Origin of the sequence: Caloramator sp. CAR-1 (genome assembly GCF_030546345.1) — a bacterium.
In the GTDB taxonomy this organism is placed as follows: domain Bacteria; phylum Bacillota; class Clostridia; order Clostridiales; family Caloramatoraceae; genus Caloramator; species Caloramator australicus.
Map to the genome: position 1 here is coordinate 47,250 of NZ_JAUONW010000016.1, position 22,770 is coordinate 70,019.

Below are 22,770 nucleotides of genomic sequence, written 5' to 3' on the forward strand. Positions count from 1 at the left end.
CTATACCATTTTTCGTTTTCCTGCTATATTTTAAAAAAAATTTAAAATATATATTTTACAAAAAAATTAAGAGGTGCCTTTGGCACCTCTTAATGCTCGATAATATTTTTATTTTCCTTACCTTTCATAATGTAAAAATCTATATAATAGCTATTAATTAGCCTGTCTAATTCTTGACTTAATTTAACTATAGTTTCATAATCACAATTTGAATTAATCTTTTCATACAATTATCTCTTAACTCTTCAATTTTATTTCCAATCATTTTAATCACCACCGATTTTTTTTGTGGTGGAAAGTGGTGATGATTATATATTATTATAAATACTATTTTTTGTCAACATATCCATTATTATTATTTATTTGTTAAAAATAATACATCAAGTGATACTAAATGACAAATAAATAATTATATAGAATTTATTAATTTCTACATAATCATACTTACTTGAATAATGATTTTGTATATTATATAATTACAATGTCGTTAACAAAACATAAAGAAAGGAAGAAAAATCATGAAACTTGGTATTGTTGGATTGCCAAACGTGGGTAAAAGCACATTATTTAATGCTATAACTCAAGCTGGTGCTGAGTGTGCCAATTACCCTTTCTGCACAATAGAGCCCAATGTTGGCGTAGTAGCTGTTCCAGATGAAAGACTTGAAAAGTTGGCTGAGATGTATAACCCTGAAAAGGTTACTCCTGCAGTAATAGAATTTTATGATATAGCAGGCCTTGTAAAGGGAGCAAGTAAAGGAGAAGGGCTTGGAAATAAGTTTCTATCTCACATTCGCGAAGTAGCTGCAATAGTCCACGTTGTAAGATGCTTTGAAGACTCAAACATAGTCCATGTGGAGGGATCTATTGATCCAATAAGGGATATTGAAACCATTAATCTCGAACTTGTATTTTCTGATATGGAAGTTCTAGAAAGACGAATGGATAAAACAAAAAAGTCAGCAAGATCAGGAGATAAAAAAGCTCAAGATGAACTCCAATTTATGGAAAAATTATATACTCATCTAGAATCAGGAAAACCAGCAAGAACATTAGAAATGTCTGATGATGAGCAGGAAATGTTAAAGCAATACTTCTTATTGACTTCAAAACCTGTATTGTATGCCTGCAATATTTCTGAAGATGATCTTATCTCGGGTAATGTAGAAAATCAATACGTTCAAAAAGTTAAAGAGTATGCTAAGAATGAAGGCTCTGAAGTTGTAGTTATTTGTGCAAAATTAGAAGAAGAAATATCTACGCTTGAAGGCGAAGAAAAGATGGAATTTTTAGCAAGCTACGGTCTTGAGGAGCCAGGATTAAATAAGCTAATAAAAGCTAGTTATAAATTGTTAGGCCTTATAAGCTTTTTAACAGCTGGTCCCAAGGAAGTTAGAGCTTGGACTATTAAAGAAGGAACTAAGGCCCCTCAGGCAGCAGGAAAAATACATTCCGATATGGAAAAGGGATTTATACGTGCGGAAGTTGTTGCTTATGATGATCTTATAAAATGTGGCTCTGAAATTGCAGCAAGAGAAAAAGGACTTATCCGTCTAGAGGGAAAAGAATACGTTATGCAGGATGGAGATATAGTAGTATTTAGATTTAACGTTTAATCATAAGGCTGCCTAATTAGGGCAGCCTTCATTGTAACTTTTCAATTTATTTTCTACCCTCTCTCTTATAACATCCATAATTTTTTTGTCCTTTACCATTTTTTCGTCGCAAAGTATTTCAAAACATTCCTCTATATTACTAACTGAATATATATTAAATATTCCCTTTCTAACAGCTTCTATTATCTCCTCCTTTAATACTAAATCTCCAACATTGCTTGCAGGAATAATAACCCCATGAGTTCCATCAAGTCCATATAATTTACATATATCATAAAAACCTTCTATTTTTTCATTTATTCCTCCAACTGGTTGTATCTCTCCCCTTTGATTGACAGATCCTGTTATTGCTATGCTTTGTTTTATCGGTATATCTCCTAAACTTGAAATTAGCGCAATAAGTTCTGCTGCCGAAGCACTATCCCCTTCTATTCCCCCATACAATTGTTCAAAGCAAATGCTGGCATTAAAGGAAAGAGGATATTTTTGTCCAAACATTTGGCCTAAATAACCCGTTAAAATTAAGACTCCTTTATCATGTATAAAACCAGACATTTTTACTTCTCTTTCTATATTTATTACTCCTCCCTTACCTCTATAAGTAGTAACAGTTATTCTATTTTGTTTTCCGAAGGCAAAGTCTTCAAGTTCAATCACCGATAGAGCATTTATTTCTCCTATCTTATATCCGTTTAATTGTATAATATATTTGCCTTCTTTATACATTTCCAAAATTCTTTCTTTATAAAGACTATGCCTTTTATATAATTTTTCTATAGCCTCTTTAATATCTTTATCAGTAATGTGTTTTCCTTTCCTTTCTTTACATATTAACGCCGATTGGTCAATAATATTTGCAATTTCTCTTATTCTTGCAGTAAAATATTTCTTGCTTTCTGCTAATCTTAAAGCATATTTATATAATTCTAAAAATCCTTTATAAGTAACATGTGGAATATTGTTCTGGGAACAATAGTAACTTATAAAACCTAAGAATTCGTTTACGTTATCTGGAGTATTTTTTATTACACTATCAAATTCTGCTTTAATACTAAATAGTTCCCTAAACTCTTCATCATACTCATAAAGCAAACTATATAAAAATTCACTTCCGATTAAAACAACTTTTATTTTTAATGGTATTTTTTCTGGTTTTAAAGATACAATAGGGATTATTTCTAATTGATTTCTTAGATTCTCTATTGAAATGCAACCATTTTTCAATGCATTCTTTAACGCCTTCCATCCTTGATATGTGCTTAATAGTTGAAGTGCATCTATTACAAGGTAGCCTCCATTTGCTCTGTGTAAACTTCCAGGCTTAATCATCGTAAAATCTGAAACTAAAGCACCCTTGTAATTTTCATATTCGATTGTTCCAATAAGATTATTAAATTCAGGATCCTCTTCATAGATAACCGGTGCTCCTTCTTCCTTATTACAAGTTATTATATTAACATAATATTTTTTAAAGTAATCATCCTCAAGAGTGTTTTCATCATCCTGCATAAATGCATCTATATTATTTATTAAATCATTCTGTAAATCCTTTAAATATTGAACTATTTTATCGTTATAACTATACTTATTAATAAACTTATTTATTTTCCCATTTATAAGCTCAAAGGATTTCTCTTCATCAAGTTTGCGTAGCCTTTCAGCCATTTCCTTTCTTAATATTTTGGTCTTTCTTAAAACTTCTAATGCTAAAAGTTTTAAAGTTTTAACATCTTCTGCTATTTTATTCTTTTCAGACTGCTCAAGTTCATTATACTGGATCTCGCTCATCTCTTCATTATCAATTAGAGGAATAAAAACAAATCCTTCTTTTGTAGACTTCACTGTAAAATTCTTACTTTTAGCCTCATCATATAGTCTATCTAATATATTAATTGTTTCTTTTTGATAATAATCAATTATATCTTCTCTTTGTTTTTCATACTCTTCATCTGAGAACATCTTCGGAACTTCTTCAAATAAAGATTCTATCATCGTTTCAATATCGCTTTTAAATTCTTCTGCTGTTCCACCCTTTAAATTAATTGCTAAAGGGCTTAGTGCATCATTAAAATTATAAACATAACACCAATCGTCCGGTGTTTTTTGCATCTTTGCAATTTGTTTTAACTTATCCAAAACAAATTTTTTTCTCCCACTCCCATTTGTTCCACATACATAAATATTGTAATAAGGTTTGTCAAGTTTTAATCCCATCTCAAACGCTTGAACAGCCCTCTCCTGCCCTATTAAATCATAATAATTTGCAATTTCCTCTGTTGTTTTAAAATCTGGCACAAAATCCAACTTTACAACTAAGTCTTCATATTTTAACTTTTTATACTTAGCCATTAAATCCCCCCTTATAGCCTTATTATATAAATATTCACCAATAAAGCAAAAATATCCTAAAGGATTAAAATATAATCCTTTAGGATATTAAAATTAATAGGATTGCTCATCTTTTGACTTGCCAATTATTTTCAAAGATGAACTTGCTCCTATTCTATTTGCCCCCGCTTCAATCATTTTAACAGCATCTTCAAAACTATGAACTCCACCGGATGCTTTAACTCCCATTTCTGGTCCTACTGTATCCCTCATTAGCTTAACATCCTCTGCTTTTGCTCCCCATTTGCTAAAACCTGTTGAAGTTTTAACAAAATCCGCACCAGCTTCCTTTGCTAATTTGCACGCCATAATCTTTTCGTCATCAGTTAAAAGACATGTTTCTATAATGACCTTAACTAACGCCTTACCTTTAGCTGCATCTACAACTGCTTTTATATCTTCCTTTACATAATCATAATTTCCTGCCTTTAGCATACCTATGTTTATAACCATGTCAACCTCATTAGCACCATCTTCGATTGCCTTCTCTGTTTCATAGGCTTTCACTTCTTTAGTTGTTGCCCCCAATGGGAAGCCTATGACAGTGCAAACTTTAACATTTGATCCCTTTAATTCATCTGCAACTAATTTAACATAACAAGGATTAACACAAACAGATGCAAATGAATTCTCCTTTGCCTCATTGCATATCTTTTTTATATCGTCTGGTGTAGTCTCTGCCTTTAGAATTGTATGGTCGATGATTGAGGCTACATATTCCTTTGTAATCATATTTACCCTCCTTAAATATGTAATGCATCTATAAATAGCCGATTAGTATTTTATTTGCCTTATCATAATAACATACTTCTTTTGGTTTTACAATAGTAATACTTATTTAAGCAAACTTTGTCACTATAAAACTTTCTTTTTTACATACTTAGATGTCATAGCTGAAAGAAGACCACCATATAAAACACGAAACTCAATTACATCACCTATCCTAAGTTCTTTATCAGAGTCAGTTATATCAATTATCAGATGATCGCTACTACTTCCTAATACCTTAATTTTTTCATCAATAGGTTGCAAAAACTCAGGATAAACATCCTGCCTTCCTAACGCACAAATTGCTCTTTTTCTAAATCCTCTATCCTCAAATTGCGGCTTAGCTCCAAAAGCATCTATCCCAATTGTTCCAATAGGAACTGATGGCTTTACCTTTATTTCTACTATTTCTGCATAAAGCTTTATTGTATCTGTATTTAGTCCCTCTATCGGCTTGTCATATAAGCCTATCCCCATTGCCAATGCTACACCAATTCTTAATTGGTTTATTTCCATTGGCATTTCATTCATCCTCATAATTTGAATATTCTCTGAGTTGCCTCCCGAAATTATAGGGATTCTAATATTAAAGTAATTTTCTAAATCTTTTTTGACACCTACAAGCTCAGTTAGATTATCTTTGGTAGGAATCACCCCACCATAGCAGCATAAATTAGTCCCAATTCCATGGAGTTCAATGTTGCTAAGTTCTAAAATTTTTTTTACTGTTTCATATATCTCCTGTTTTTCCTTATAAAATATTCCTTCCCGTAAATCGCCGACATCTACCATTAATATTATCTTGTATTTTTTGTTTTCTTTTTTAGCATATTTTTGTAATTCTTTAATAGTATCAAATTCCGAAACCAATGCTATATCTGAATAGTTTATTATTTCTCTTGCCTGACTTTTCATAGGAATTCTTATTAACATTTTAGGGAGATCGTATTTTTTAAATTTCTTTAAATTTTCAATTCTTGAGTCTGCTATTATGTCTATTCCCCCATCTACTATTGCCCTAACTATCCTTTCGTATCCCGCAAAAACCTTTGTTACCCCAGCAACTTGTATCCCTCTTTTGTGGCATTCATCAACAATAAGTTTGGTGTTTTCTTTTATTTTACTACTGTTTATTTCAAGCATTGGGTAACCCATAACCCACCCCCAAAATTGCTATAATTTATATAGTAAATATCCATATTGCAAACTCTTTCTTTAAAGGTTTTTCAACGTTTAACACTACTTTTTTAATAAATTCTTTTATAAATATATTCTTCACCAAAGTTTAAATTCCTTCCTATAAGTAAAAAAGCCCTAAGGCTAAACCTTAAGGCTTTTTTAAACTTATTCAGTTTTAGCTGCCCCTTGATTTTGTTGATTTTGAACTTGTTGTTGTGGTTGAACAGGAGGCTTTGGTGGAAGCTTTTTTATAAATGTTCCTGAAACCAACAAATCCTTTTCATCCGTAACAGCAAGATGATAATTTTTAGTAAGTTCTATTGCTCCTCTTGGGCAAAAGTCAGCACAAAGAGAACAGAAGGTGCATTGACCTTGATAAAAATTAAAGGTGATTTTATCTCCCTCTTCGGTCTTTTCAATAGTTCTAGTAATACAACCAGGAGCACAAACCCTTATACACATTCCACAATTTACACACTTTTCAGGATAATAATTTATTTTACCTCTATATCCTTCCGGTGCCTCTTTATTTACTATTGGATATATTTCTGTGCTTGGTTTTTTAAAGACAGATTTTATCGCTTCTTTTAAATAAGGGAACTTCATTTCATTGCCCTCCTTTTTTCTCTGAGTATCTCTATAGCTTTAGCAAGCCCATCGATTATGGCTTCTGGTTTTGGAGGACAACCTGCTATAGAAACATCAATTGGAACATATTTATCTAGTGGGCCTTCTACAGAGTAACTACCATTAAATACATTTGTAGACCTCGGGCAAGACCCAATTGATACAACAACTTTTGGATCTGGAACCTGGGCTAAAGTTCTTATTAACCTATCTCTTGACTGCGAAGTTATAGGTCCTGTAACTAAAATTATATCTGCATGTCTTGGTGAACCAGTTAACTTAAAGCCCATTCTTTCAGCATCATACCTTGGAGTTATAACCGAAACTATTTCTATATCACAGCCGTTACATGATCCTGTATTTAAGTGAAATAACCAAGGCGATTTTTCAAAGCTTTTTTCGATTAACTTTTTAAACAAAAGTAACACCTCCTATTAACGACCAATCCAAACAAGTATCAAACTAATTAAAGCTAATGCCGTTGGATAAGTCCAGAAGAATTTCAAAACCTGTTCTACCTTAAGCCTTGCTGTAATCGCTTTTAATGTGGATATAGAAATAACAACTATTACTGCACTTAATAGAACTTGCAATACTATATCTAATATTAGTATTCCTGTTCCTTTACCGCTTAAAAACAATGTTACAAATAATGAAGTCATTATGAACATTTTTATTGCATGATTTAACTTAAATATTGCAAGCGGTGCACCACTATATTCTACAAGTGGTCCTTCACAAATTTCAATTTCCGCCTCTGCAATATCAAAAGGAAGGCTACCAACCTTAATTGGAATTATTAAAAGTAACGCCAATGCAGCTGGAATTAACCTCCAATTAGTAATCATCGGTCCAAATTCTGCTTGATAACTTACTATTTGAGAAAGCGAAAATGTTATTACTCCCTTATTTAAAGCCATTCCTACATGTTTACCAATAGTTAGAAGAACTATCACTAAAGGGAGTTCATAAGATATAATAGCTACCATTTCCCTGGAAATTCCAACGCCGGCATATGGTGAACCCGATGCTGCTCCACCCATAATTAAGGCAACTGCAGGGATTGTTAAAAGATATAAAATAACTATTATATCTGCAACTGTTGAAATTGCAGTATATTTATAAATAGGGATAAAGAGTGTCACAGTTACTAACGCCAAAAGTCCAATAACTGGTGCGTATAAAAATGTTCTTCTTGATGCTGCTCTTGGGACAATTGTTTCTTTACCTAAAAGCTTAAAAAAATCATAAATTGGCTGAATTATTGGTGGTCCAATTCTCTTTTGCATTCTAGCAACAACTTTTCTATCTAAACCTGATAAAAGTAAACCAACCAATGCTGAGAACAATAAACCTGGAAAAACTAAAACATTAAACAAATACTTTAAAACTACCAAATCCAGTCCCTCCTTATGGAACAAGTAAGAAAATATATACTATAAATATTGTTGTTGTAAAGATAGCCCACAATGCATAGTCATTAATTATCCCACTATGTGCATCATGCATAAACCCAAAATAGTGTCTTAAATCATGTTTTAATCCCCAGAAAAGGTCATTTCCCTTAACGTGAGAATGCTCACTTGCTTCCCCACTAAAGAATACATCATATTTTGGATCATCAACTTCTGTAGGAAGAGAAACTGCATTAAATCCTCCTGCTACTGCAACTATGGTTACTGCTATCAATAGCAAGGCAAACAGAACAAGCCATGCAATAGGATCCCAATAACCTGCAAGAGTAAAATCAACAGCAGGAATTTCAATTGGTTTACCTAATATTTTTTCTGAATATCCATTCCCCATCATAAGATCAATATATTTGCCTATATTTAGAGCCGCAGTAACTGCCGGCGATACTAAATATTTTGTCACTATATTTGGTAAAACCCCTGTTATTACACAAAGGATAGCCATAATCCACATTGGAATTCTCATTGATAATGGAACCTCTTTAACGTTTTCAAATTCCTTTGGCATTTGTCCAAAGAATATTGACTGTGCAACCTTTATAAATGAAGCTAAAGTCATTACACTTACTAAAAGTGCTATTATAGTAACTGGTGCAAGATTAGCCTGGAATGTAGCTTGGTAAACAAGCCATTTGGAAACAAATCCGTTGAATGGTGGTAAACCACTGATTGAGAAGGCACCAATTAAAAATATTGCTGCTGTCTGTGGCATTTTTCTTGCTAAGCCGCCAAGTTTATTTAAATCAGTTGTTCCAGTTGCATAAAATATTGCACCAGCAGTTAAGAACAACAAACCTTTAAATAAAGTATGGTTAAGAGCATGATATAAACCTGCTGTTAATCCCAATGCTGTTGAAACCCCAACAGCTGTTATAACATAACCTATCTGAGAAATACTATGAAAAGCAAGTAAACGTTTGAAATCATTTTGTGCAAGCGCCATTGTAACACCAATAAACATTGTAATCGTCCCAATGATTATTAATAAAATTTGAACTGACTTAAAGTCCATTGCATGAAAAAGAACATAAACTAATCTAATAATAGCATATACCCCCGCCTTATTAACCATACCCGAAAAGGCCATTGACACTGACGAAGGTGCTGACATATACGCATCTGGTGCAGCAGGATGGAAAGGAACCACAAATGCCTTTAATGAAAATCCTGCTAAAAGTAATGCAAAGGCGAAAAGTGCCGATGGAGTAAGATTGTTAAACAATAAAGCAGAAATTTGAGCCATATTCAGCGTATGAACTTGTGAGTAAATAGTAATTGTCCCTGCCAAAACCATTGATGATCCGATAGAACCCAAAACAAGATATTTAAAAGCTGCTTCTAATGCTCCTTCTTGATAATTTCTAAAGGCAGTTAAGCCAACTGCTGCAAAGGTCATAATTTCTATCATTACAAACATATTGAAAAGGTCACCAGTAAATACAAGACCTAATACAGCACCAGAAAGCATTAAGAATAAAACATAATACTTGTCTGTTTCAGAATCCTTTTTTGTGTATTTGAATGAAAATATAATTGATAAAAAGATTGTTAAAACAGCTATAATCCCGAAGAATAATCCTAGTGCATCAACCTCAAGGCCTATACCTATAGCCCAATCATGAATGGGTCTCCAATTACCTAACCAATATTGAATAACATTGTTCTTTATCATAACTGGCTTTATAAGCATTAAAACCAAAATTAACGATATAGATGAAGCAACTAAAGCTATAAACTTTCTTACAGTTTCATTTTTGCTTCCAAAAATTACCGTAAGGAAGGCTCCCAAAAATAACGTAACAATTGATAAAATAGGAAAATGTTGCATTAGCCATTCAACCTCCTTACCTTATCTGCATCAAGGGTTCCATACTTTTCCTTTATTTTTATAACTAAGGATAAAGCCATCGCCGTAACACAGGCACCTATAACTATTGAAGTAAGAGTAAGTGCTTGTGGAACAGGGTCAACAAAGAAGGATTCGGGTTTAAGTTCAGTAAAAGTAAATATTGGTGCTGTTCCCCCAGGATTGAATCCTATGCTTATTATTAATAAATTTATTCCATAATCAATAAGCCCCATACCGATGATAATCTTTAAAATATTCTTTTTTGTTAGAATTACATAAAAACCTAATACTATTAATATAATGCAGGCGATATAGTTCACTAATATCAAATCTATCCACCCCTTTTAGTTATCATTATCTGGAGCTAAAAGCCCTATCATTAGTAGGATCAAGAATCCAACCCCAGTTAAAACCTTGTATCCTACTGAATTGTTCATAAACATAATTGTTCCTGCACTAATTAAGTCTCCAACATCACCTATATTTGTAAATACATTTGCAAAGAAAACCGAGCCATATATAATACCGGCAAGACCAAATACTGTAAATAATATAGCACCAAGAGCTTCATTTTTCTTTATGATTTCCATATTAAATTTCTTCGAAACCTCATTATATCCATAGCCTAAATAGATTAACACCACCGCAGAAGCAACTAAAACTCCACCTTGGAAACCTCCCCCTGGGCTTAGATGTCCATGTAATATTATATAAAATCCAAGGACCAAGGCTATCGGTGTAAAAAAGTCAGCAGCAGTTTTTACTATAACATCCTTTACTTGTCTATTCTTGCCCTTCATCATGGTCACTTCCCTTCTTATGGCTCTTTAAAATAACTACTGAACCGGCAATTGCTGTAAGAAGAATAAAGGATTCTCCAAGTGTGTCATATCCTCTATAGTCAAATACAACAGCAGTAACCGCATTTACAGACTTTGTTCTTTTTAAGTTTTCTCTCACGATAATATTAGCAACTCCATCTGGTTTATTCATATCGTAATTTTGTTCATTCTTTAAAACCTCAGAAAGTTTTGTTCCACTATAAGTTCTATCTAATGTAGATGAATAATACATTGCATAACATCCCATTAACAAGAAAACCACCAACGAAAAAGCTATAGCAAATCTTTTCATCTTTCCTTGCCCTCCTTTACTTTTTTGAGGGTTATAATAAATATCACAGGTGATAAGACCGCTCCAACAGCAGCTTCTGCTATTGCAACGTCGGGTGCATGTAGCAATATAAACTCTAATGCTACAAAGGATCCTGTAACTGCTAAAGCTATTATTGATGATAAAAGGTTATCAAATTTTACAGTCAAAATTGCAGAAACTATAATTGCAATTATAACCAGTGTATTTAATATAACTATACTATTCATTAGGATTATCCCTCCTATACTCATCAACCACTAAATTCTCCGGTCTTATGCCATGTTTATATCCTCCCTTTAGAATGGCATGTCCCGCAACTGCACTCGTAAGAACTATAAAAATTCCTATCATGACCGTTTTGATTCCAAAAACAAAATTTTGATTTGAAAAGGCATATACAGCTACACCTAAAACCGTCCAAAGAACTCCAAAGGTTGCAATGTTAGTACTTGATTGCATCCTAGTAAAGGAATCTGGCATTCTAAGAAGACCAACTGCTCCTGCAAAAGCAAAAAAGCAACCTAATATTAAAAACAAATCAATTATTATCCTAACTATCATAGTCTTCCCTCCAAATATCTTGCTATAAGGACAGTCCCCAAGAAACCTAAAATTGCTAAAACAAGCGCAATATCAAGATAAATGCTTCTATTGCTATAAATCGAAAAAACAATTAAAGCAATGGCAGTTAAAATATCAATGCTATCAGCTGCAACAGCTCGATCTACAACACTAGGTCCTTTTAAAACCCTATATAAAAGCATTAATGCTAGTATAACATAAAATATCCCAACATAAACAAACTCTATCACTTCCAAATCCTCCTTATCCAGTTTTCTAATTTTCCTTTAATCATATCACCAGCTTCTTTGCTATTCTTACTTGCAACATCAATCCAATGGATATAGTAATAATTCTGTCCATTTTCTTCTACTATTTCCATTGTTATTGTTCCCGGTGTTAAGGTAATCGAATTTGCAAGCATAGCAAGTCCATATTCGGATTTTAAGTCAACTGGAACTTTAACAATACCAGGATTAATTGGAAGTTTTGGACTTAATGCTCTTTTTGCAACATCTACATTCGCCTTCCAAAGTTCTACTGGAAATATAAATAATACATAAATTATGAAATTGATAAACACATTTGGTTTTAATAAATGGAATGCATCTTCATGGATAAAGTAACTTGATGTAAATAATGCAACTAGTAATGAGACTATAGCACCTGCTATTAATTCCTGTGCTGTAAAGGTTAATGTAAATAATATCCATACTAGAAAGCATAATATAAACGTTGCAATAACAGCAGCTGGTTTATTTTTCATCATTATCCCCCCTTATTTATTTAATTTATCTTTTATTTTTCTTCTTAATGATGCAAATAGGTCTTTGTTATCAAATTCTTTTTTTGAAGAAAATCTATATATTTCAAGATTAGGATTTAAACCTTTTGCATACATGGATACCTTTTCATAGTCAAATTCGAAAAATTCCTTCATGTCGTATTTGTTTAACAAAAGAATATTTGCAACTGAAAACATCAATGGATACTTTTGAACTTTGTCATCTCCCTCTGGAATACTTAAAATTGCTACTTTTAGGTCCTCTCCCAAATTAAATTCAGCAGGACATACCAAATTACCTATATTCTCAATTAATAATACATCGATATCATTTAAATTAAAATAATTTAATATATTTTTTATGGACATAGCCTCAATATGGCAAGCTCCATCTGTATTAAGCTGAACCACTGGAATCCCCATCTGACTAATTCTCTCAGCATCAATTTGTCCAGTTATATCTCCTTCAATAACAGCGAGCTTATAATCTTTAGAAAGCTCTTTTATTAATTCAACAATTACACTTGTTTTTCCTGCACCAGGAGATCCCATTATATTTATCATAAAAACCTTTTTTTCGTCTAATTCCTTTTTTACTTCATTGCTGCAATCCTCATTCCATTCCATTATCTGTTTTACTACTTTAATTTCCACTATTCCACCTCCAATGCTTCTACGTAAAATTCTTTACCACTAATAATCCTATATCTATACCCACCGCATTTTGGACATCGTATATCGCTTCTTTTTATCTCACTTTCATTATTGCATTCTGAGCATATAATTTTAATAGGAACTCTATCTATAAGAAGTTTAGCACCTTCAACTATAGTTCCTTTAGAAACAATATCAAAATACTCCTGAATTAAAGAAGGAATAACCCCCGAGAAGTCCCCGCATTTTACCTTTATATTTAATACCCTTTTGGCATTATTTTTTTCTGCTACTTCCTTTGCAATTTTGATTATTCCTTCAGTTATAGCTAACTCGTGCATAATATCACTACCTATCTAAGCATGAGAAACAAGGGTCTATACTTGCAATAATAAGTCCTGCATCTGCAACGGTATTATTCCTTAGCATATAAGGAACTGTAGGTGCTGTTTTAAAGGTCGGAACATGTATACTTACTCTATAATTTGTTTGTCCTCCATCTGTAACAACATAATATATTACTTGACCTCTTGGAGCTTCAACCCTTTGTGTAAACTCCCCAGCAGGAACTTTAGGGATCTTCATTCCTAAATTAATTGGTCCTTCAGGTAGGTTTTCTAATGCTTGCTTTATAATCTTTATACTTTCATCAACTTCTAATGCCCTTATTAATATCCTTGCAAAAACGTCTCCATCTTCAACTACAGGAACATCGAATTCAAAATCTTCATAAGATGAATATGGAGCATCCTTTCTAACGTCTACCTTAACTCCAGAAGCCCTTGCATGGGGACCAATTGTTCCCATTTTTATAGCTATATCCTTTGGTAAAACACCTACTCCCTTTGTTCTCATGGCTAAAGTTTTATCGTTAAGAACAATTTCCTTTATTTTTTCGTGTTCCGCTTTAAATTCATCTAAAATCTGCAATATATTTCTTCTTAAATCATCACTAATATCCCTTCTTGAACCTCCTATAATTATCATACCATAGTTAACTCTATTGCCAGATATAGCCTCTAAAATATCCATTATCTTTTCCCTTACATTCCAAATATGCATGAATAAACTATCATATCCAACTAAATGGGCAGCTATACCCAGCCAAAGATAATGGGAGTGAAGTCTTTCAAGTTCAGCCATTATAACTCTTATATATTGTCCCCTTTTAGGAACCTCCATATTGGCAATCTTTTCTATAGCTTGAGCATATGCAAAGGGATGAGAGTGAGAACAAATACCACAAACCCTTTCTACTAAAACTAATGTTTGGATAAAATTCTTTTCTTGAGCTAATTTTTCTATACCTCTATGATTATAGCCTATAAAAACTTCAGCATCCTTTATTATTTCACCTTCAGTATAAAGTTTAGCATGTATGGGTTCTTCTAAAGAAGGATGATATGGTCCAATTGGAATTACGTAACTCATCTAATCACTCCTTTATTCCTTGAGTTTTTTTCACTAGTTCATTTAATGGAGTAACAAGTATCTGACCCTTTCCTTCAAACATCGTATCTGGAAGGAAAAGCCTGCCCTTCATATTTAAACCTTCAAAGTTAACTCCAATAAGTTCATGAAGTTCTTCTTCTGGCCATGAGGCTGAAACATCATAAATATGCGATATTGTAGGTAAAACATCTTCTCCTTTAACCGTATAGGCTTCAATAGTATCACCAACTTCATAATGGTAACTCACTATTTTTTGCCCCTCCTTATCCACATATCCGTGGATCATAACAAGTCTTCTTCCTTCACCACTCATCTTTTCTGCAATAGGAACTATTTCTTCCTTCTTAATTTCAATTGACTTAAAATTTTGCATTAAATCACCTCCATTTAACATATCCTGGGAAGCTGTGCCCCAGTTAACTTATTTAATATTCTTGAACCTCCGATTGGAGTTTTTAACACAACTAAACCTTTATGGTTTGAGGTTACTTTTCCTATAATAGCTGCATTTTTACCCTCAGGTAGATTTTTAATATCCTTTACTAAATCTTCTGCTATATCTTTTGACGCTATCAAAACTATCTTTCCTTCATTTGCACTGTATAATGGATCAATTCCAAGTATTTCACAAGCAGTAAATACATTTTGTGCAATTGGAACATCTTTTTCTATAAGTTCAATAGAAAATTCAGTCCCCTCAACAAACTCATTTAATGTAGTAGCTAATCCCCCTCGTGTAGGATCCCTCATTATTTTAACTTCTCTACCATACTTAAAAATAGTTTTTGCTAAATTAGTTAGGGGCATACAATCCGATTTAAGATCCGTATCCAAAAAGAAGCCATTTCTTGCTGACATAACTGCAACTCCATGATCCCCAACATTTCCCGTAACTATAACTACATCTCCATCATTAATCCTTGCCTTAGCATACCCTTCTATTTCCATAAAACCTATACCTGAAGTATTTATATATATGCCATCTCCCTTTCCCTTTTCCACAACCTTTGTATCTCCTGTTACTATCTCAATACCACATTCTTTTGCGGTTTCGCTAATCGAATTTACTATTTTTTTTAGGTGCTCAATTTTGAATCCTTCCTCTATAATGAAGCTCAAACTTAGATACCTAGGGATTGCACCACACATTAAAAGGTCATTAACAGTCCCACAAACTGCTAATTTGCCTATATCTCCTCCAGGAAAAAAATAAGGTGAAACAACAAAGCTATCAGTTGAGAATGCAATTCTTCCTTTACTTTTTAGAACTGCTCCATCCATTAATTCATTTAACTTGCTGTTATCAAATTTAGGTAAAAGAATTTCTTCTATTAAACTTGAAGTTTTCTTTCCACCGCTTCCATAGTCTAAAGTAATTATTTCTTCCATAATTTCACCTCAGAATCTTAAATACTTATAATATGCCGCACAGGCCCCCTCACTTGAAACCATACATGGACCTATTGGATTTTCAGGTGAACATAATTTAGCAAACAATGAACACTCCTTAGGTTCTATCTTCCCTTTTATTATATCACCACATTTACAAATTGTTAATTTATCTTTAAAATCTAATTTTATATCAAACCTTTTAACCGTATCAAAATCACAATAAGTATCCTTAATTCCCATACCACTCTTAGGAATGATTCCTATACCTCTCCAAATATCATCAACAGGTTCAAAAACATCCTCCATTATTCTTTGAGCAAATTCATTTCCCTCTAAGGTTACAATTCGCATATATTCATTTTCAATGATAGCAATATTTTTTTCAAACTGCATAATTATTTTATATATTGCTGTTAAAATATCTTCCGGTTCGAAACCTGATATTACAGAGGGCTTTTTGTAGTCATCAGCTAAAAATCTAAATCCCTTTATTCCAAGAATAGTTGATACATGTCCTGGACAAATAAATGCGTCGATTTCGATCTCCTTTGAATCTAATAAGGCCCTCAATGCTGGTTCTACAAATTTATGCATAGAAAAAACCGAAAAATTTTTAATATTCCTTTCCTTTGCTTCTTTTATTGCAACAGCCGTTCCTGGAGCCGTTGTTTCAAAGCCGATTCCCAAAAAAACAACCTCAAAATCAGGATTATTTTCTGCTATTGAAATTGCATCCATTGCAGAATAAACAACTTCTACTTTAGCCCCCATAGACTTTAATGTAGCCAAATTAAATCCCTGACGACTTCCTGGAACTTTAAGCATATCACCAAAAGTAGCTATCAAAACTTTAGGATTTTGGGATAGAGTTAAAATTTCATCAATTCTATTAATTGCTGTGACACAAACCGGACACCCTGGCCCAGAAATTAATTTTATATTTTCTGGAAGTATCGTTTTTATGCCACTTTTAGCAATAGACATGGTATGTGTTCCACATACTTCCATTATTTTTATTTTCCTTTTATCATAGTTTTTTATAAACTCTACAATGTCCTTTACCTCACTTGGATTTATTTTTAGCTGCATTGGCAACCTCCCTAAATAATTCTAAATTTTCCTTTGCAAGCTTTTCATCAAGTTTGTTTATTGCAAAACCAGCATGAACATATACATAATCACCAATTTTTATATCTTTGACAAAATCTACTCTGATCTTCATCTTAATACCATCTAGCTCTGCTACAGCATCGTTGCCATCAATTTCTATTACCTTTAAAGGAACTGCTAAACACATAATATTCCTCCCCCTTTTTCTGCAACAGCTAATTGTCCTAATGCTATTCCTTCATCATTAGTGGAAACCCTATTATGATAATATACTTTAAAATTATTGTTTCTAAGAATCTGAACTAATTTACTTAGTAGATAAATATTTTGAAAAACTCCACCAGAAATAACAACTCTGTCTATCTTATAAATATCCTTTAGCCTTAAAACTATTTCAACAGCTGAATTTACTAAAGTATTCATAAATGCAGCTGTAATAATATCTACATTCTTACCTAAAGTAACATCATTTACTATATCTCTTATAATAGGCCTCCAATCTATTTTTAATATTTCATCATTGTAAATTTCATATTTATAAAACAAATCATTTTCCAAAGCCTTTGACTCTAATAAAACCGCTGCTTGACCTTCATAGGATACCCTATCTTTAATACCAAGAATGCTTGCAACGCCGTCAAACAACCTGCCTATGCTGCTGGCTTTAACTGTGTTGAAATTTTTATTCAACATCATATTTATTACTTGCAGGTCATCTGTTGTAGCAAATTCATTTGGAATTTCTCCTAATGCATCCATTAATATAGAATACTTTATCCTATAAATATCCTTTATAGCCATATCTCCTCCAGGTAAAGCTATGTCTCTTATAGTAGCTACCCTTTTAAATTCTTTATAATCACCAACCAAAAACTCTCCACCCCATATTTTCCCATCTAACCCATAACCTGTTCCATCCCAAATGATACCTATTACTTCCCCCTCCAACTTATTATCCGCCATACATGATGCCATGTGGGCATGGTGATGCTGCACCATATAAAGGGGAATATTTTGCTTTTTGCTTATCTCCTTCGCATATTGTGTTGACAAGTAATCAGGATGCATATCACAGGCAATTCTATCAATATCTATATCAAATAATTTTTTATAATGTTCAATTTGATCTATATAATGCTTGTAGGTTTCAATATTTCTTAATTCTCCAATATGCTGACTCAAAAAGACAAAACCATTTTTGCTCAAAGCAAAGGATCCCTTCTGTTCTGCTCCACAGGCTAAAATCTTATTTCTTGAATTATATCTTATCGGGAAAGGAACATAGCCCCTTGATCTTCTAATAAAATATTCCTTGCCCTCAAATACCTTTACGATTGAATCATCACACCTTACATGTATATCTCTTTCATGAATCAAAAACCCATCTACGATATCCCAAAGTTCATTTATAGCATCTTCATTTTTATAAACTATTGGAACATCATGAATATTTCCACTTGTCATTACAAGCACGTCTAATTCCTGCATAAGTATATAATGTAAAGGAGAATATGGTAGCATAACTCCTAACCATTTATTTTCTGACACATGATCCAAAAGATTATTTCTTTTTTTAAGCAATACAATAGGCCTCTTATAACTCTCCAAGATATTTTTTTCTTCTTTACCTAAATAGCAATAATTTTCTACAGTATTTATATCCTTCATCATAAGGGCAAAGGGCTTTTCATCCCTACCTTTACGTTGTCTTAATTTTACTAATGATTCTTTATTTTTTGCATCACAGGCTACATGAAATCCTCCTATGCCTTTAATTGCAATTATTTTACCATCCTTTAAATATTCTATTGCCTTTTCTATTCCTTTATCGAATTTTTCCATATTTTTGTCTATAAAATACACCTTAGGTCCACAATCGCTGCAGCAATTAGGCTGAGCATGGTATCTTCTATCCTCAATATCTAAATATTCACTTAGACATTTATGACACATCTTGAACTCTTTCATTGTGGTTTTATCTCTGTCATAGGGAACATCCTTTATTATTGTAAAACGTGGTCCACAATTGGTGCAATTAATAAAAGGATATAAATATCTTCTATTCTCCTTATCGAATAATTCACTAAGGCATTCATCACAAATGCTAACATCAGGAGATATAAAGGTAAACTTGTCTTCTTTATCTTGGCTTTTTATAATTTCAAACCCTTTATAATATTTTAAATCTTGAAAAAATTCATATTGTAAATCTTCTATATAGGCTAACTTTGGAGGGTTATTTATTATTTCCTCTAAAAAACTTCTAATATAAATTTCTTCACCTTCAACCTCTAATTCAACCCCCAAAGAAGTATTTTTAACCCAACCTTTTAAATTAAAATTTTGAATTAACTTATTTATAAAAGGTCTAAAACCAACACCCTGAACAATACCGTTAACTCTTATTACAGCTCGTATCATAATTTTATCACCTGTATTTTATTTGATATAACAGTATCTATTTTTATATATAACAGATAGAAAAATTAGTTAAATTTTGGGCTTTATATAAGTATAACACAATTTATTTATTTTTTAAATAGATTTAACAGATTAAATTATTAACAATCTATTCCCCCTCGACTACACTCTAAATTATTGTTATAATATAATAATGTTAAGATTTTTTTAAGCAATTTTTTACAATAAATTTAGTATAAAGGAGAATGAAATATGGGATTTAAAGAAAAATTAAATCAAAAACTTCAAGATGCTTACTGGGAAAAATATAAAGATCGCCTAACCCAGGTTCACGGACATGTTCTAAGTGTAAAAGTTGCTGAAAAAGTAATATTGGGATTTATTCACTTGCTAAAGGTTGATATTGTTGTAAAACCTGAAAGAAGCAAACTTGTAGTTAAGTGCCAATACAAAAAAAGAAGGTTCTTTAAAAAGCCAGAATTTATTCAAGTAAATCAGGGGCATTTAGTTTTAATTCAAGGTTTAAAACCTAAAAAGAACAAAAAGAAAGATTCTGATGTTATAGAAATAATGAATGTCATAAATATGACAACTAAAAAAGAATTAATTCCTATCGGACTTGACCTTAAAAAGCTTCAACAAAAACAAATAATAAGGAAGTAAAGCTGTCTTTACTTCCTTTAATTTCTTTTATACCAATAAAGGCTAGAAATCAAAGAAATTATACCTGAAAATAATAGCACTATAAGCCATTGAATAGTATTCAAAGGTTGCGTATAAAAAACCTTCTGCATGAAGGGATTGTAAATTATAAAAATCAACATAAATAGCGAAGATAAAACTGCATATATTAAATATTTATTAGTCAAAATACCTATATTAAATATAGATTGTCTCTCTGAACGACACTCAAAAACATGGAATAACTGCGACATTATTAATGTGCCAAGGGCTATTGTTCTAGATATTACAATGTTGCCAAAATAATTTAAACTTATTGCATAGGATGCCACTGTGCACAAACCTATAAGTATTCCTCTTAAGATAATTTTGTGTAACAATCCCTCCGAAAATATGCTTTCATCCCTTTTCCTTGGCATCCTTTGCATGATATCCTTTTCTCCCTTTTCCATGCTAAGAGCCATTGCAGGTAGGCCATCCGTAGCTAAATTTACAAATAATATCTGTATCGGTAATAGCGGAATAGGTAAACTCAACAATGAACTTAAAAACATAGTCAATACTTCGCCAATATTGCATGAAAGAAGATATCTTAAAAATTTTCTTATGTTATCATAAATAATTCTACCCTCTTTAACTGCAGCAACAATAGTTGCAAAATTATCATCAAGCAATATTAAAGATGCCGATTCTTTAGTTACATCTGTTCCACTTTTACCCATAGCAATACCTATATCGGCTTCCTTTACCGCTGGAGCATCATTAACTCCATCGCCAGTCATTGCAACTACTAGTCCTTTTCTCTTATATGCCTTTACAATTCTGAATTTATGTGTTGGAGTCACTCTAGCGAAAACTTTTACTTTCATTATTATATCATCAAGTTCTTTTTCTGAGATTTTATTTAGTTCTTCTCCTGTTAATACAAGTTCCTTTTCGTTTAATATGCCTAATTCCTTTGCTATAGCCTCAGCTGTTAATTTATGATCACCTGTTATCATCACTGGAACTATTCCCGCCATTTTTGCCTCTACTACAGCATCATAAACTTCCTTTCTTGGGGGATCAATCATTCCTGCTAAACCTAAAAATATTAGTTCCTTTTCGTCCTCCGTGTTTTCAATTTCTTTATAAGCAAAAGCCAATACTCTCAATGCTTCCTTTGCCAATTTATCATTAGCAGATAAAATTGCCTTTCTATCGTTTTCTGTTATAACTCTTGTCTTCATATCTTCCAAAAGAGCTTTACAATTTTCCATAACCTTCTCAGGTGCTCCTTTTACGAAAAGAAATTTTCTATTGCCCTTTTGCACAAGAACCGACATCATCTTTCTATCAGAATCAAAGGGGTTCTCCTTTAATATTTTGAATTCCTTTAGTTCTTCCTTTTTGTATCCAAATTTTGCCGCTAATACAAGTAATGCAATTTCAGTAGGATCTCCTAAATAATTATTCCCTTCAATCGAAGAGTTATTACATAAAACACAACATTCAAGCAATTTTTTAAAGGCTTCCTTATTGTTTAAGTTTACCCTTATTCCTTCATATAATAATTCTCCCTTTATGTCATAACCTTCACCAGCTATTTTATATTCCTTATTCAAAATATATAATTTCCTCACCGTCATCCTATTTTGAGTTAATGTTCCAGTTTTATCGGAGCAGATTACCTGGGTGCAGCCTAATGTCTCCACTGCCGGAAGTCTTCTCACAAGAGCATTTTTTCTCATCATCCTTTGAACTCCCAATGCTAATGAAACAGTTACTACTGCAGGAAGACCTTCTGGAATAGCAGCAACTGCTAAACTTACACCAACTAAAAACATTTTATATATGTTTTCGCCCCTTAATATCCCTGTAATAGTAACCAATGCGCATATTGCCAATATTAGATATACAAGATATTCTCCTAATTTATCAAGTTTTTCCTGAAGAGGGGTCTTGTTATCATTTATATTTTCTAGCATATCTGCTATTTTACCCATTTCTGTATTCATCCCAGTTGCTATAACTTTACCTAAGGCCTTCCCTTTAGTTACTAAACAGCCCATATAGACCATATTTTCTTGTTTTATTTTATCTCCATTATAAGCTTTTTTATCAATCGGCATTGATTCGCCAGTCAAAATTGACTCATCGCTCTGTAGGGCATCGCATTTTAATATCAATATGTCTGCAGGAACCCTATCACCGCTTTCTAATTCTACTATGTCTCCTATAACTAATTCTTTAGCCTTTATTACCATTTTCTTTCCTTCGCGAATAACCTTTGCCGTTGGGGCAGCAAACTCCTTTAAAGCTTCTAAAGCCTTCTCGGTCCTATATTCCTGAAGGAAGCCTAAAATTCCGTCCATCAATATTATTATAAATATAGTTATTGCATCGGCGATTTCCCCCAAAAATATAGAAATTATAGTTGCAGCTAATAGAACCCATACAATAAAATCATTGAACTGTGACAAAAAGATAATTAATGATGATTTCTTTTTCTTTTTAGCTATTTCATTATACCCATATTTTTGTTGCCTCTTTTTTACTTCGTATTTTGTTAAACCTAAAAATTCATTTTCTTTTTTTATGTCGACTCCATAAAATGCCAAAATACCATCCCCCTTAGTTAAAATTAAAGAAGATAAATCTAATTAAAATATATTTTTAAAT

Annotated in this window: 26 protein-coding genes; 2 read left to right on the forward strand and 24 right to left on the reverse strand. The window is 32.4% G+C overall.

Translation table 11 applies throughout. The features are described 5' to 3' along the window. Positions 1–89 precede the first annotated feature (89 nt). A complete protein-coding gene (locus tag Q3V94_RS13665; RefSeq protein WP_008908623.1) occupies positions 90–230 on the reverse strand; it encodes a Spo0E family sporulation regulatory protein-aspartic acid phosphatase in 141 nt (46 codons plus the stop codon). 288 nt (positions 231–518) lie between these two features. Between Q3V94_RS13665 and ychF the strand changes: the two genes are divergently transcribed. Continuing rightward, positions 519–1,616, forward strand: a complete 1,098-nt coding sequence (ychF, locus tag Q3V94_RS04880; RefSeq protein ID WP_008908622.1) for a redox-regulated ATPase YchF — start codon at positions 519–521, stop codon at positions 1,614–1,616. 12 nt (positions 1,617–1,628) lie between these two features. On the opposite strand, the gene Q3V94_RS04885 is transcribed toward ychF, so the two are convergent. The 22 genes from Q3V94_RS04885 to hypF all read right to left on the reverse strand — a co-directional run bounded on the left by Q3V94_RS04885 (position 1,629) and on the right by hypF (position 19,428). Then, the gene (locus Q3V94_RS04885) at positions 1,629–3,965 is read right to left on the reverse strand and encodes a Lon protease family protein (protein WP_008908621.1); all 2,337 of its coding nucleotides are present in this window, start codon (positions 3,963–3,965) and stop codon (positions 1,629–1,631) included. Positions 3,966–4,058: 93 nt separating this feature from the next. Then, positions 4,059–4,736: a deoxyribose-phosphate aldolase gene (deoC, locus tag Q3V94_RS04890; protein ID WP_008908620.1), complete on the reverse strand. Its 678-nt coding sequence runs from the start codon at positions 4,734–4,736 to the stop codon at positions 4,059–4,061. A gap of 123 nt (positions 4,737–4,859) precedes the next feature. Then, positions 4,860–5,927, reverse strand: coding sequence for an ornithine racemase Orr (gene orr, locus Q3V94_RS04895; protein ID WP_008908619.1), 1,068 nt, complete (start codon positions 5,925–5,927; stop codon positions 4,860–4,862). A 189-nt stretch (positions 5,928–6,116) separates the two neighbouring features. Then, positions 6,117–6,557: a 4Fe-4S binding protein gene (locus Q3V94_RS04900; RefSeq protein ID WP_008908618.1), complete on the reverse strand. Its 441-nt coding sequence runs from the start codon at positions 6,555–6,557 to the stop codon at positions 6,117–6,119. Beyond that, positions 6,554–7,006 (reverse strand): NADH-quinone oxidoreductase subunit B family protein, encoded by a 453-nt coding sequence (locus Q3V94_RS04905; RefSeq protein ID WP_303525646.1) that lies wholly within the window; start codon positions 7,004–7,006, stop codon positions 6,554–6,556. The genes Q3V94_RS04900 and Q3V94_RS04905 overlap by 4 nt, the downstream gene beginning before the upstream one ends. 6 nt (positions 7,007–7,012) lie before the next feature. After that, entirely contained in the window at positions 7,013–7,975 is a 963-nt protein-coding gene (locus tag Q3V94_RS04910; RefSeq protein ID WP_008908616.1) for a respiratory chain complex I subunit 1 family protein, read from the reverse strand. Between the two features lie 13 nt (positions 7,976–7,988). After that, positions 7,989–9,878 carry a proton-conducting transporter membrane subunit gene (locus Q3V94_RS04915; RefSeq protein WP_008908615.1) on the reverse strand — a complete coding sequence of 630 codons (1,890 nt, stop codon included), beginning with the start codon at positions 9,876–9,878 and terminating at the stop codon, positions 7,989–7,991. Beyond that, positions 9,878–10,219 carry a sodium:proton antiporter gene (locus Q3V94_RS04920; protein WP_156792051.1) on the reverse strand — a complete coding sequence of 114 codons (342 nt, stop codon included), beginning with the start codon at positions 10,217–10,219 and terminating at the stop codon, positions 9,878–9,880. Before Q3V94_RS04920 ends, Q3V94_RS04915 begins: the two co-directional genes overlap by 1 nt. Positions 10,220–10,243: 24 nt before the next feature. Beyond that, positions 10,244–10,699, reverse strand: coding sequence for an MnhB domain-containing protein (locus tag Q3V94_RS04925; RefSeq protein ID WP_040306115.1), 456 nt, complete (start codon positions 10,697–10,699; stop codon positions 10,244–10,246). Further along, on the reverse strand, positions 10,683–11,033 hold the full coding sequence (locus Q3V94_RS04930) for a hypothetical protein (protein WP_008908612.1): 351 nt from the start codon (positions 11,031–11,033) through the stop codon (positions 10,683–10,685). The genes Q3V94_RS04925 and Q3V94_RS04930 overlap by 17 nt, the downstream gene beginning before the upstream one ends. Continuing rightward, complete coding sequence (locus tag Q3V94_RS04935) at positions 11,030–11,281, reverse strand: hydrogenase subunit MbhD domain-containing protein (RefSeq protein WP_008908611.1); 252 nt, start codon at positions 11,279–11,281, stop codon at positions 11,030–11,032. The genes Q3V94_RS04930 and Q3V94_RS04935 overlap by 4 nt, the downstream gene beginning before the upstream one ends. Next, positions 11,274–11,615: a monovalent cation/H(+) antiporter subunit G gene (gene mnhG / locus Q3V94_RS04940; RefSeq protein WP_008908610.1), complete on the reverse strand. Its 342-nt coding sequence runs from the start codon at positions 11,613–11,615 to the stop codon at positions 11,274–11,276. The genes Q3V94_RS04935 and mnhG overlap by 8 nt, the downstream gene beginning before the upstream one ends. Next, complete coding sequence (locus tag Q3V94_RS04945) at positions 11,612–11,866, reverse strand: monovalent cation/H+ antiporter complex subunit F (RefSeq protein ID WP_008908609.1); 255 nt, start codon at positions 11,864–11,866, stop codon at positions 11,612–11,614. The genes mnhG and Q3V94_RS04945 overlap by 4 nt, the downstream gene beginning before the upstream one ends. Beyond that, positions 11,863–12,381, reverse strand: a complete 519-nt coding sequence (locus Q3V94_RS04950; RefSeq protein ID WP_156792048.1) for a Na+/H+ antiporter subunit E — start codon at positions 12,379–12,381, stop codon at positions 11,863–11,865. Before Q3V94_RS04950 ends, Q3V94_RS04945 begins: the two co-directional genes overlap by 4 nt. A 12-nt stretch (positions 12,382–12,393) precedes the next feature. Beyond that, on the reverse strand, positions 12,394–13,053 hold the full coding sequence (gene hypB, locus Q3V94_RS04955) for a hydrogenase nickel incorporation protein HypB (protein WP_008908607.1): 660 nt from the start codon (positions 13,051–13,053) through the stop codon (positions 12,394–12,396). Then, positions 13,053–13,394, reverse strand: coding sequence for a hydrogenase maturation nickel metallochaperone HypA (hypA, locus tag Q3V94_RS04960; protein ID WP_008908606.1), 342 nt, complete (start codon positions 13,392–13,394; stop codon positions 13,053–13,055). Before hypA ends, hypB begins: the two co-directional genes overlap by 1 nt. 7 nt (positions 13,395–13,401) lie before the next feature. Further along, on the reverse strand, positions 13,402–14,484 hold the full coding sequence (locus Q3V94_RS04965; RefSeq protein ID WP_008908605.1) for a nickel-dependent hydrogenase large subunit: 1,083 nt from the start codon (positions 14,482–14,484) through the stop codon (positions 13,402–13,404). 4 nt (positions 14,485–14,488) lie between these two features. Next, entirely contained in the window at positions 14,489–14,878 is a 390-nt protein-coding gene (locus Q3V94_RS04970) for an NADH-quinone oxidoreductase subunit C (protein ID WP_008908604.1), read from the reverse strand. A gap of 14 nt (positions 14,879–14,892) precedes the next feature. Continuing rightward, the gene (gene hypE, locus Q3V94_RS04975) at positions 14,893–15,894 is read right to left on the reverse strand and encodes a hydrogenase expression/formation protein HypE (protein ID WP_008908603.1); all 1,002 of its coding nucleotides are present in this window, start codon (positions 15,892–15,894) and stop codon (positions 14,893–14,895) included. A gap of 9 nt (positions 15,895–15,903) precedes the next feature. Continuing rightward, on the reverse strand, positions 15,904–16,986 hold the full coding sequence (hypD, locus tag Q3V94_RS04980) for a hydrogenase formation protein HypD (RefSeq protein ID WP_008908602.1): 1,083 nt from the start codon (positions 16,984–16,986) through the stop codon (positions 15,904–15,906). After that, positions 16,961–17,194, reverse strand: coding sequence for a HypC/HybG/HupF family hydrogenase formation chaperone (locus tag Q3V94_RS04985; protein WP_008908601.1), 234 nt, complete (start codon positions 17,192–17,194; stop codon positions 16,961–16,963). The genes hypD and Q3V94_RS04985 overlap by 26 nt, the downstream gene beginning before the upstream one ends. Further along, positions 17,185–19,428, reverse strand: coding sequence for a carbamoyltransferase HypF (gene hypF / locus Q3V94_RS04990; protein ID WP_008908600.1), 2,244 nt, complete (start codon positions 19,426–19,428; stop codon positions 17,185–17,187). Before hypF ends, Q3V94_RS04985 begins: the two co-directional genes overlap by 10 nt. A 252-nt stretch (positions 19,429–19,680) precedes the next feature. Here hypF and Q3V94_RS04995 point away from each other — a divergent pair, with 252 nt between their 5' ends. Next, positions 19,681–20,091 (forward strand): hypothetical protein, encoded by a 411-nt coding sequence (locus tag Q3V94_RS04995; protein WP_008908599.1) that lies wholly within the window; start codon positions 19,681–19,683, stop codon positions 20,089–20,091. A 17-nt stretch (positions 20,092–20,108) separates the two neighbouring features. Here the strand turns inward: Q3V94_RS04995 and Q3V94_RS05000 are convergent, their stop codons facing one another. Next, positions 20,109–22,709, reverse strand: a complete 2,601-nt coding sequence (locus tag Q3V94_RS05000) for a calcium-translocating P-type ATPase, SERCA-type (protein ID WP_303525660.1) — start codon at positions 22,707–22,709, stop codon at positions 20,109–20,111. Positions 22,710–22,770: the final 61 nt, after the last annotated feature.

Coding starts and splice junctions, on each gene's coding strand:
- hypD (WP_008908602.1), bottom strand. CDS start 16,986: ATGCAGCTAAAAATAAATCCAAGTGAGGTAAAGGACATTGTAGAGTTT.
- hypA (WP_008908606.1), bottom strand. CDS start 13,394: ATGCACGAGTTAGCTATAACTGAAGGAATAATCAAAATTGCAAAGGAA.
- orr (WP_008908619.1), bottom strand. CDS start 5,927: ATGGGTTACCCAATGCTTGAAATAAACAGTAGTAAAATAAAAGAAAAC.
- mnhG (WP_008908610.1), bottom strand. CDS start 11,615: ATGATAGTTAGGATAATAATTGATTTGTTTTTAATATTAGGTTGCTTT.
- Q3V94_RS04970 (WP_008908604.1), bottom strand. CDS start 14,878: ATGCAAAATTTTAAGTCAATTGAAATTAAGAAGGAAGAAATAGTTCCT.
- ychF (WP_008908622.1), top strand. CDS start 519: ATGAAACTTGGTATTGTTGGATTGCCAAACGTGGGTAAAAGCACATTA.
- deoC (WP_008908620.1), bottom strand. CDS start 4,736: ATGATTACAAAGGAATATGTAGCCTCAATCATCGACCATACAATTCTA.
- Q3V94_RS04900 (WP_008908618.1), bottom strand. CDS start 6,557: ATGAAGTTCCCTTATTTAAAAGAAGCGATAAAATCTGTCTTTAAAAAA.
- Q3V94_RS04995 (WP_008908599.1), top strand. CDS start 19,681: ATGGGATTTAAAGAAAAATTAAATCAAAAACTTCAAGATGCTTACTGG.
- Q3V94_RS04950 (WP_156792048.1), bottom strand. CDS start 12,381: ATGAAAAATAAACCAGCTGCTGTTATTGCAACGTTTATATTATGCTTT.
- Q3V94_RS04885 (WP_008908621.1), bottom strand. CDS start 3,965: ATGGCTAAGTATAAAAAGTTAAAATATGAAGACTTAGTTGTAAAGTTG.
- hypE (WP_008908603.1), bottom strand. CDS start 15,894: ATGGAAGAAATAATTACTTTAGACTATGGAAGCGGTGGAAAGAAAACT.
- Q3V94_RS04915 (WP_008908615.1), bottom strand. CDS start 9,878: ATGCAACATTTTCCTATTTTATCAATTGTTACGTTATTTTTGGGAGCC.
- Q3V94_RS04965 (WP_008908605.1), bottom strand. CDS start 14,484: ATGAGTTACGTAATTCCAATTGGACCATATCATCCTTCTTTAGAAGAA.
- Q3V94_RS04925 (WP_040306115.1), bottom strand. CDS start 10,699: ATGAAGGGCAAGAATAGACAAGTAAAGGATGTTATAGTAAAAACTGCT.
- Q3V94_RS04985 (WP_008908601.1), bottom strand. CDS start 17,194: ATGTGTTTAGCAGTTCCTTTAAAGGTAATAGAAATTGATGGCAACGAT.
- Q3V94_RS04935 (WP_008908611.1), bottom strand. CDS start 11,281: ATGAATAGTATAGTTATATTAAATACACTGGTTATAATTGCAATTATA.
- Q3V94_RS04930 (WP_008908612.1), bottom strand. CDS start 11,033: ATGAAAAGATTTGCTATAGCTTTTTCGTTGGTGGTTTTCTTGTTAATG.
- hypF (WP_008908600.1), bottom strand. CDS start 19,428: ATGATACGAGCTGTAATAAGAGTTAACGGTATTGTTCAGGGTGTTGGT.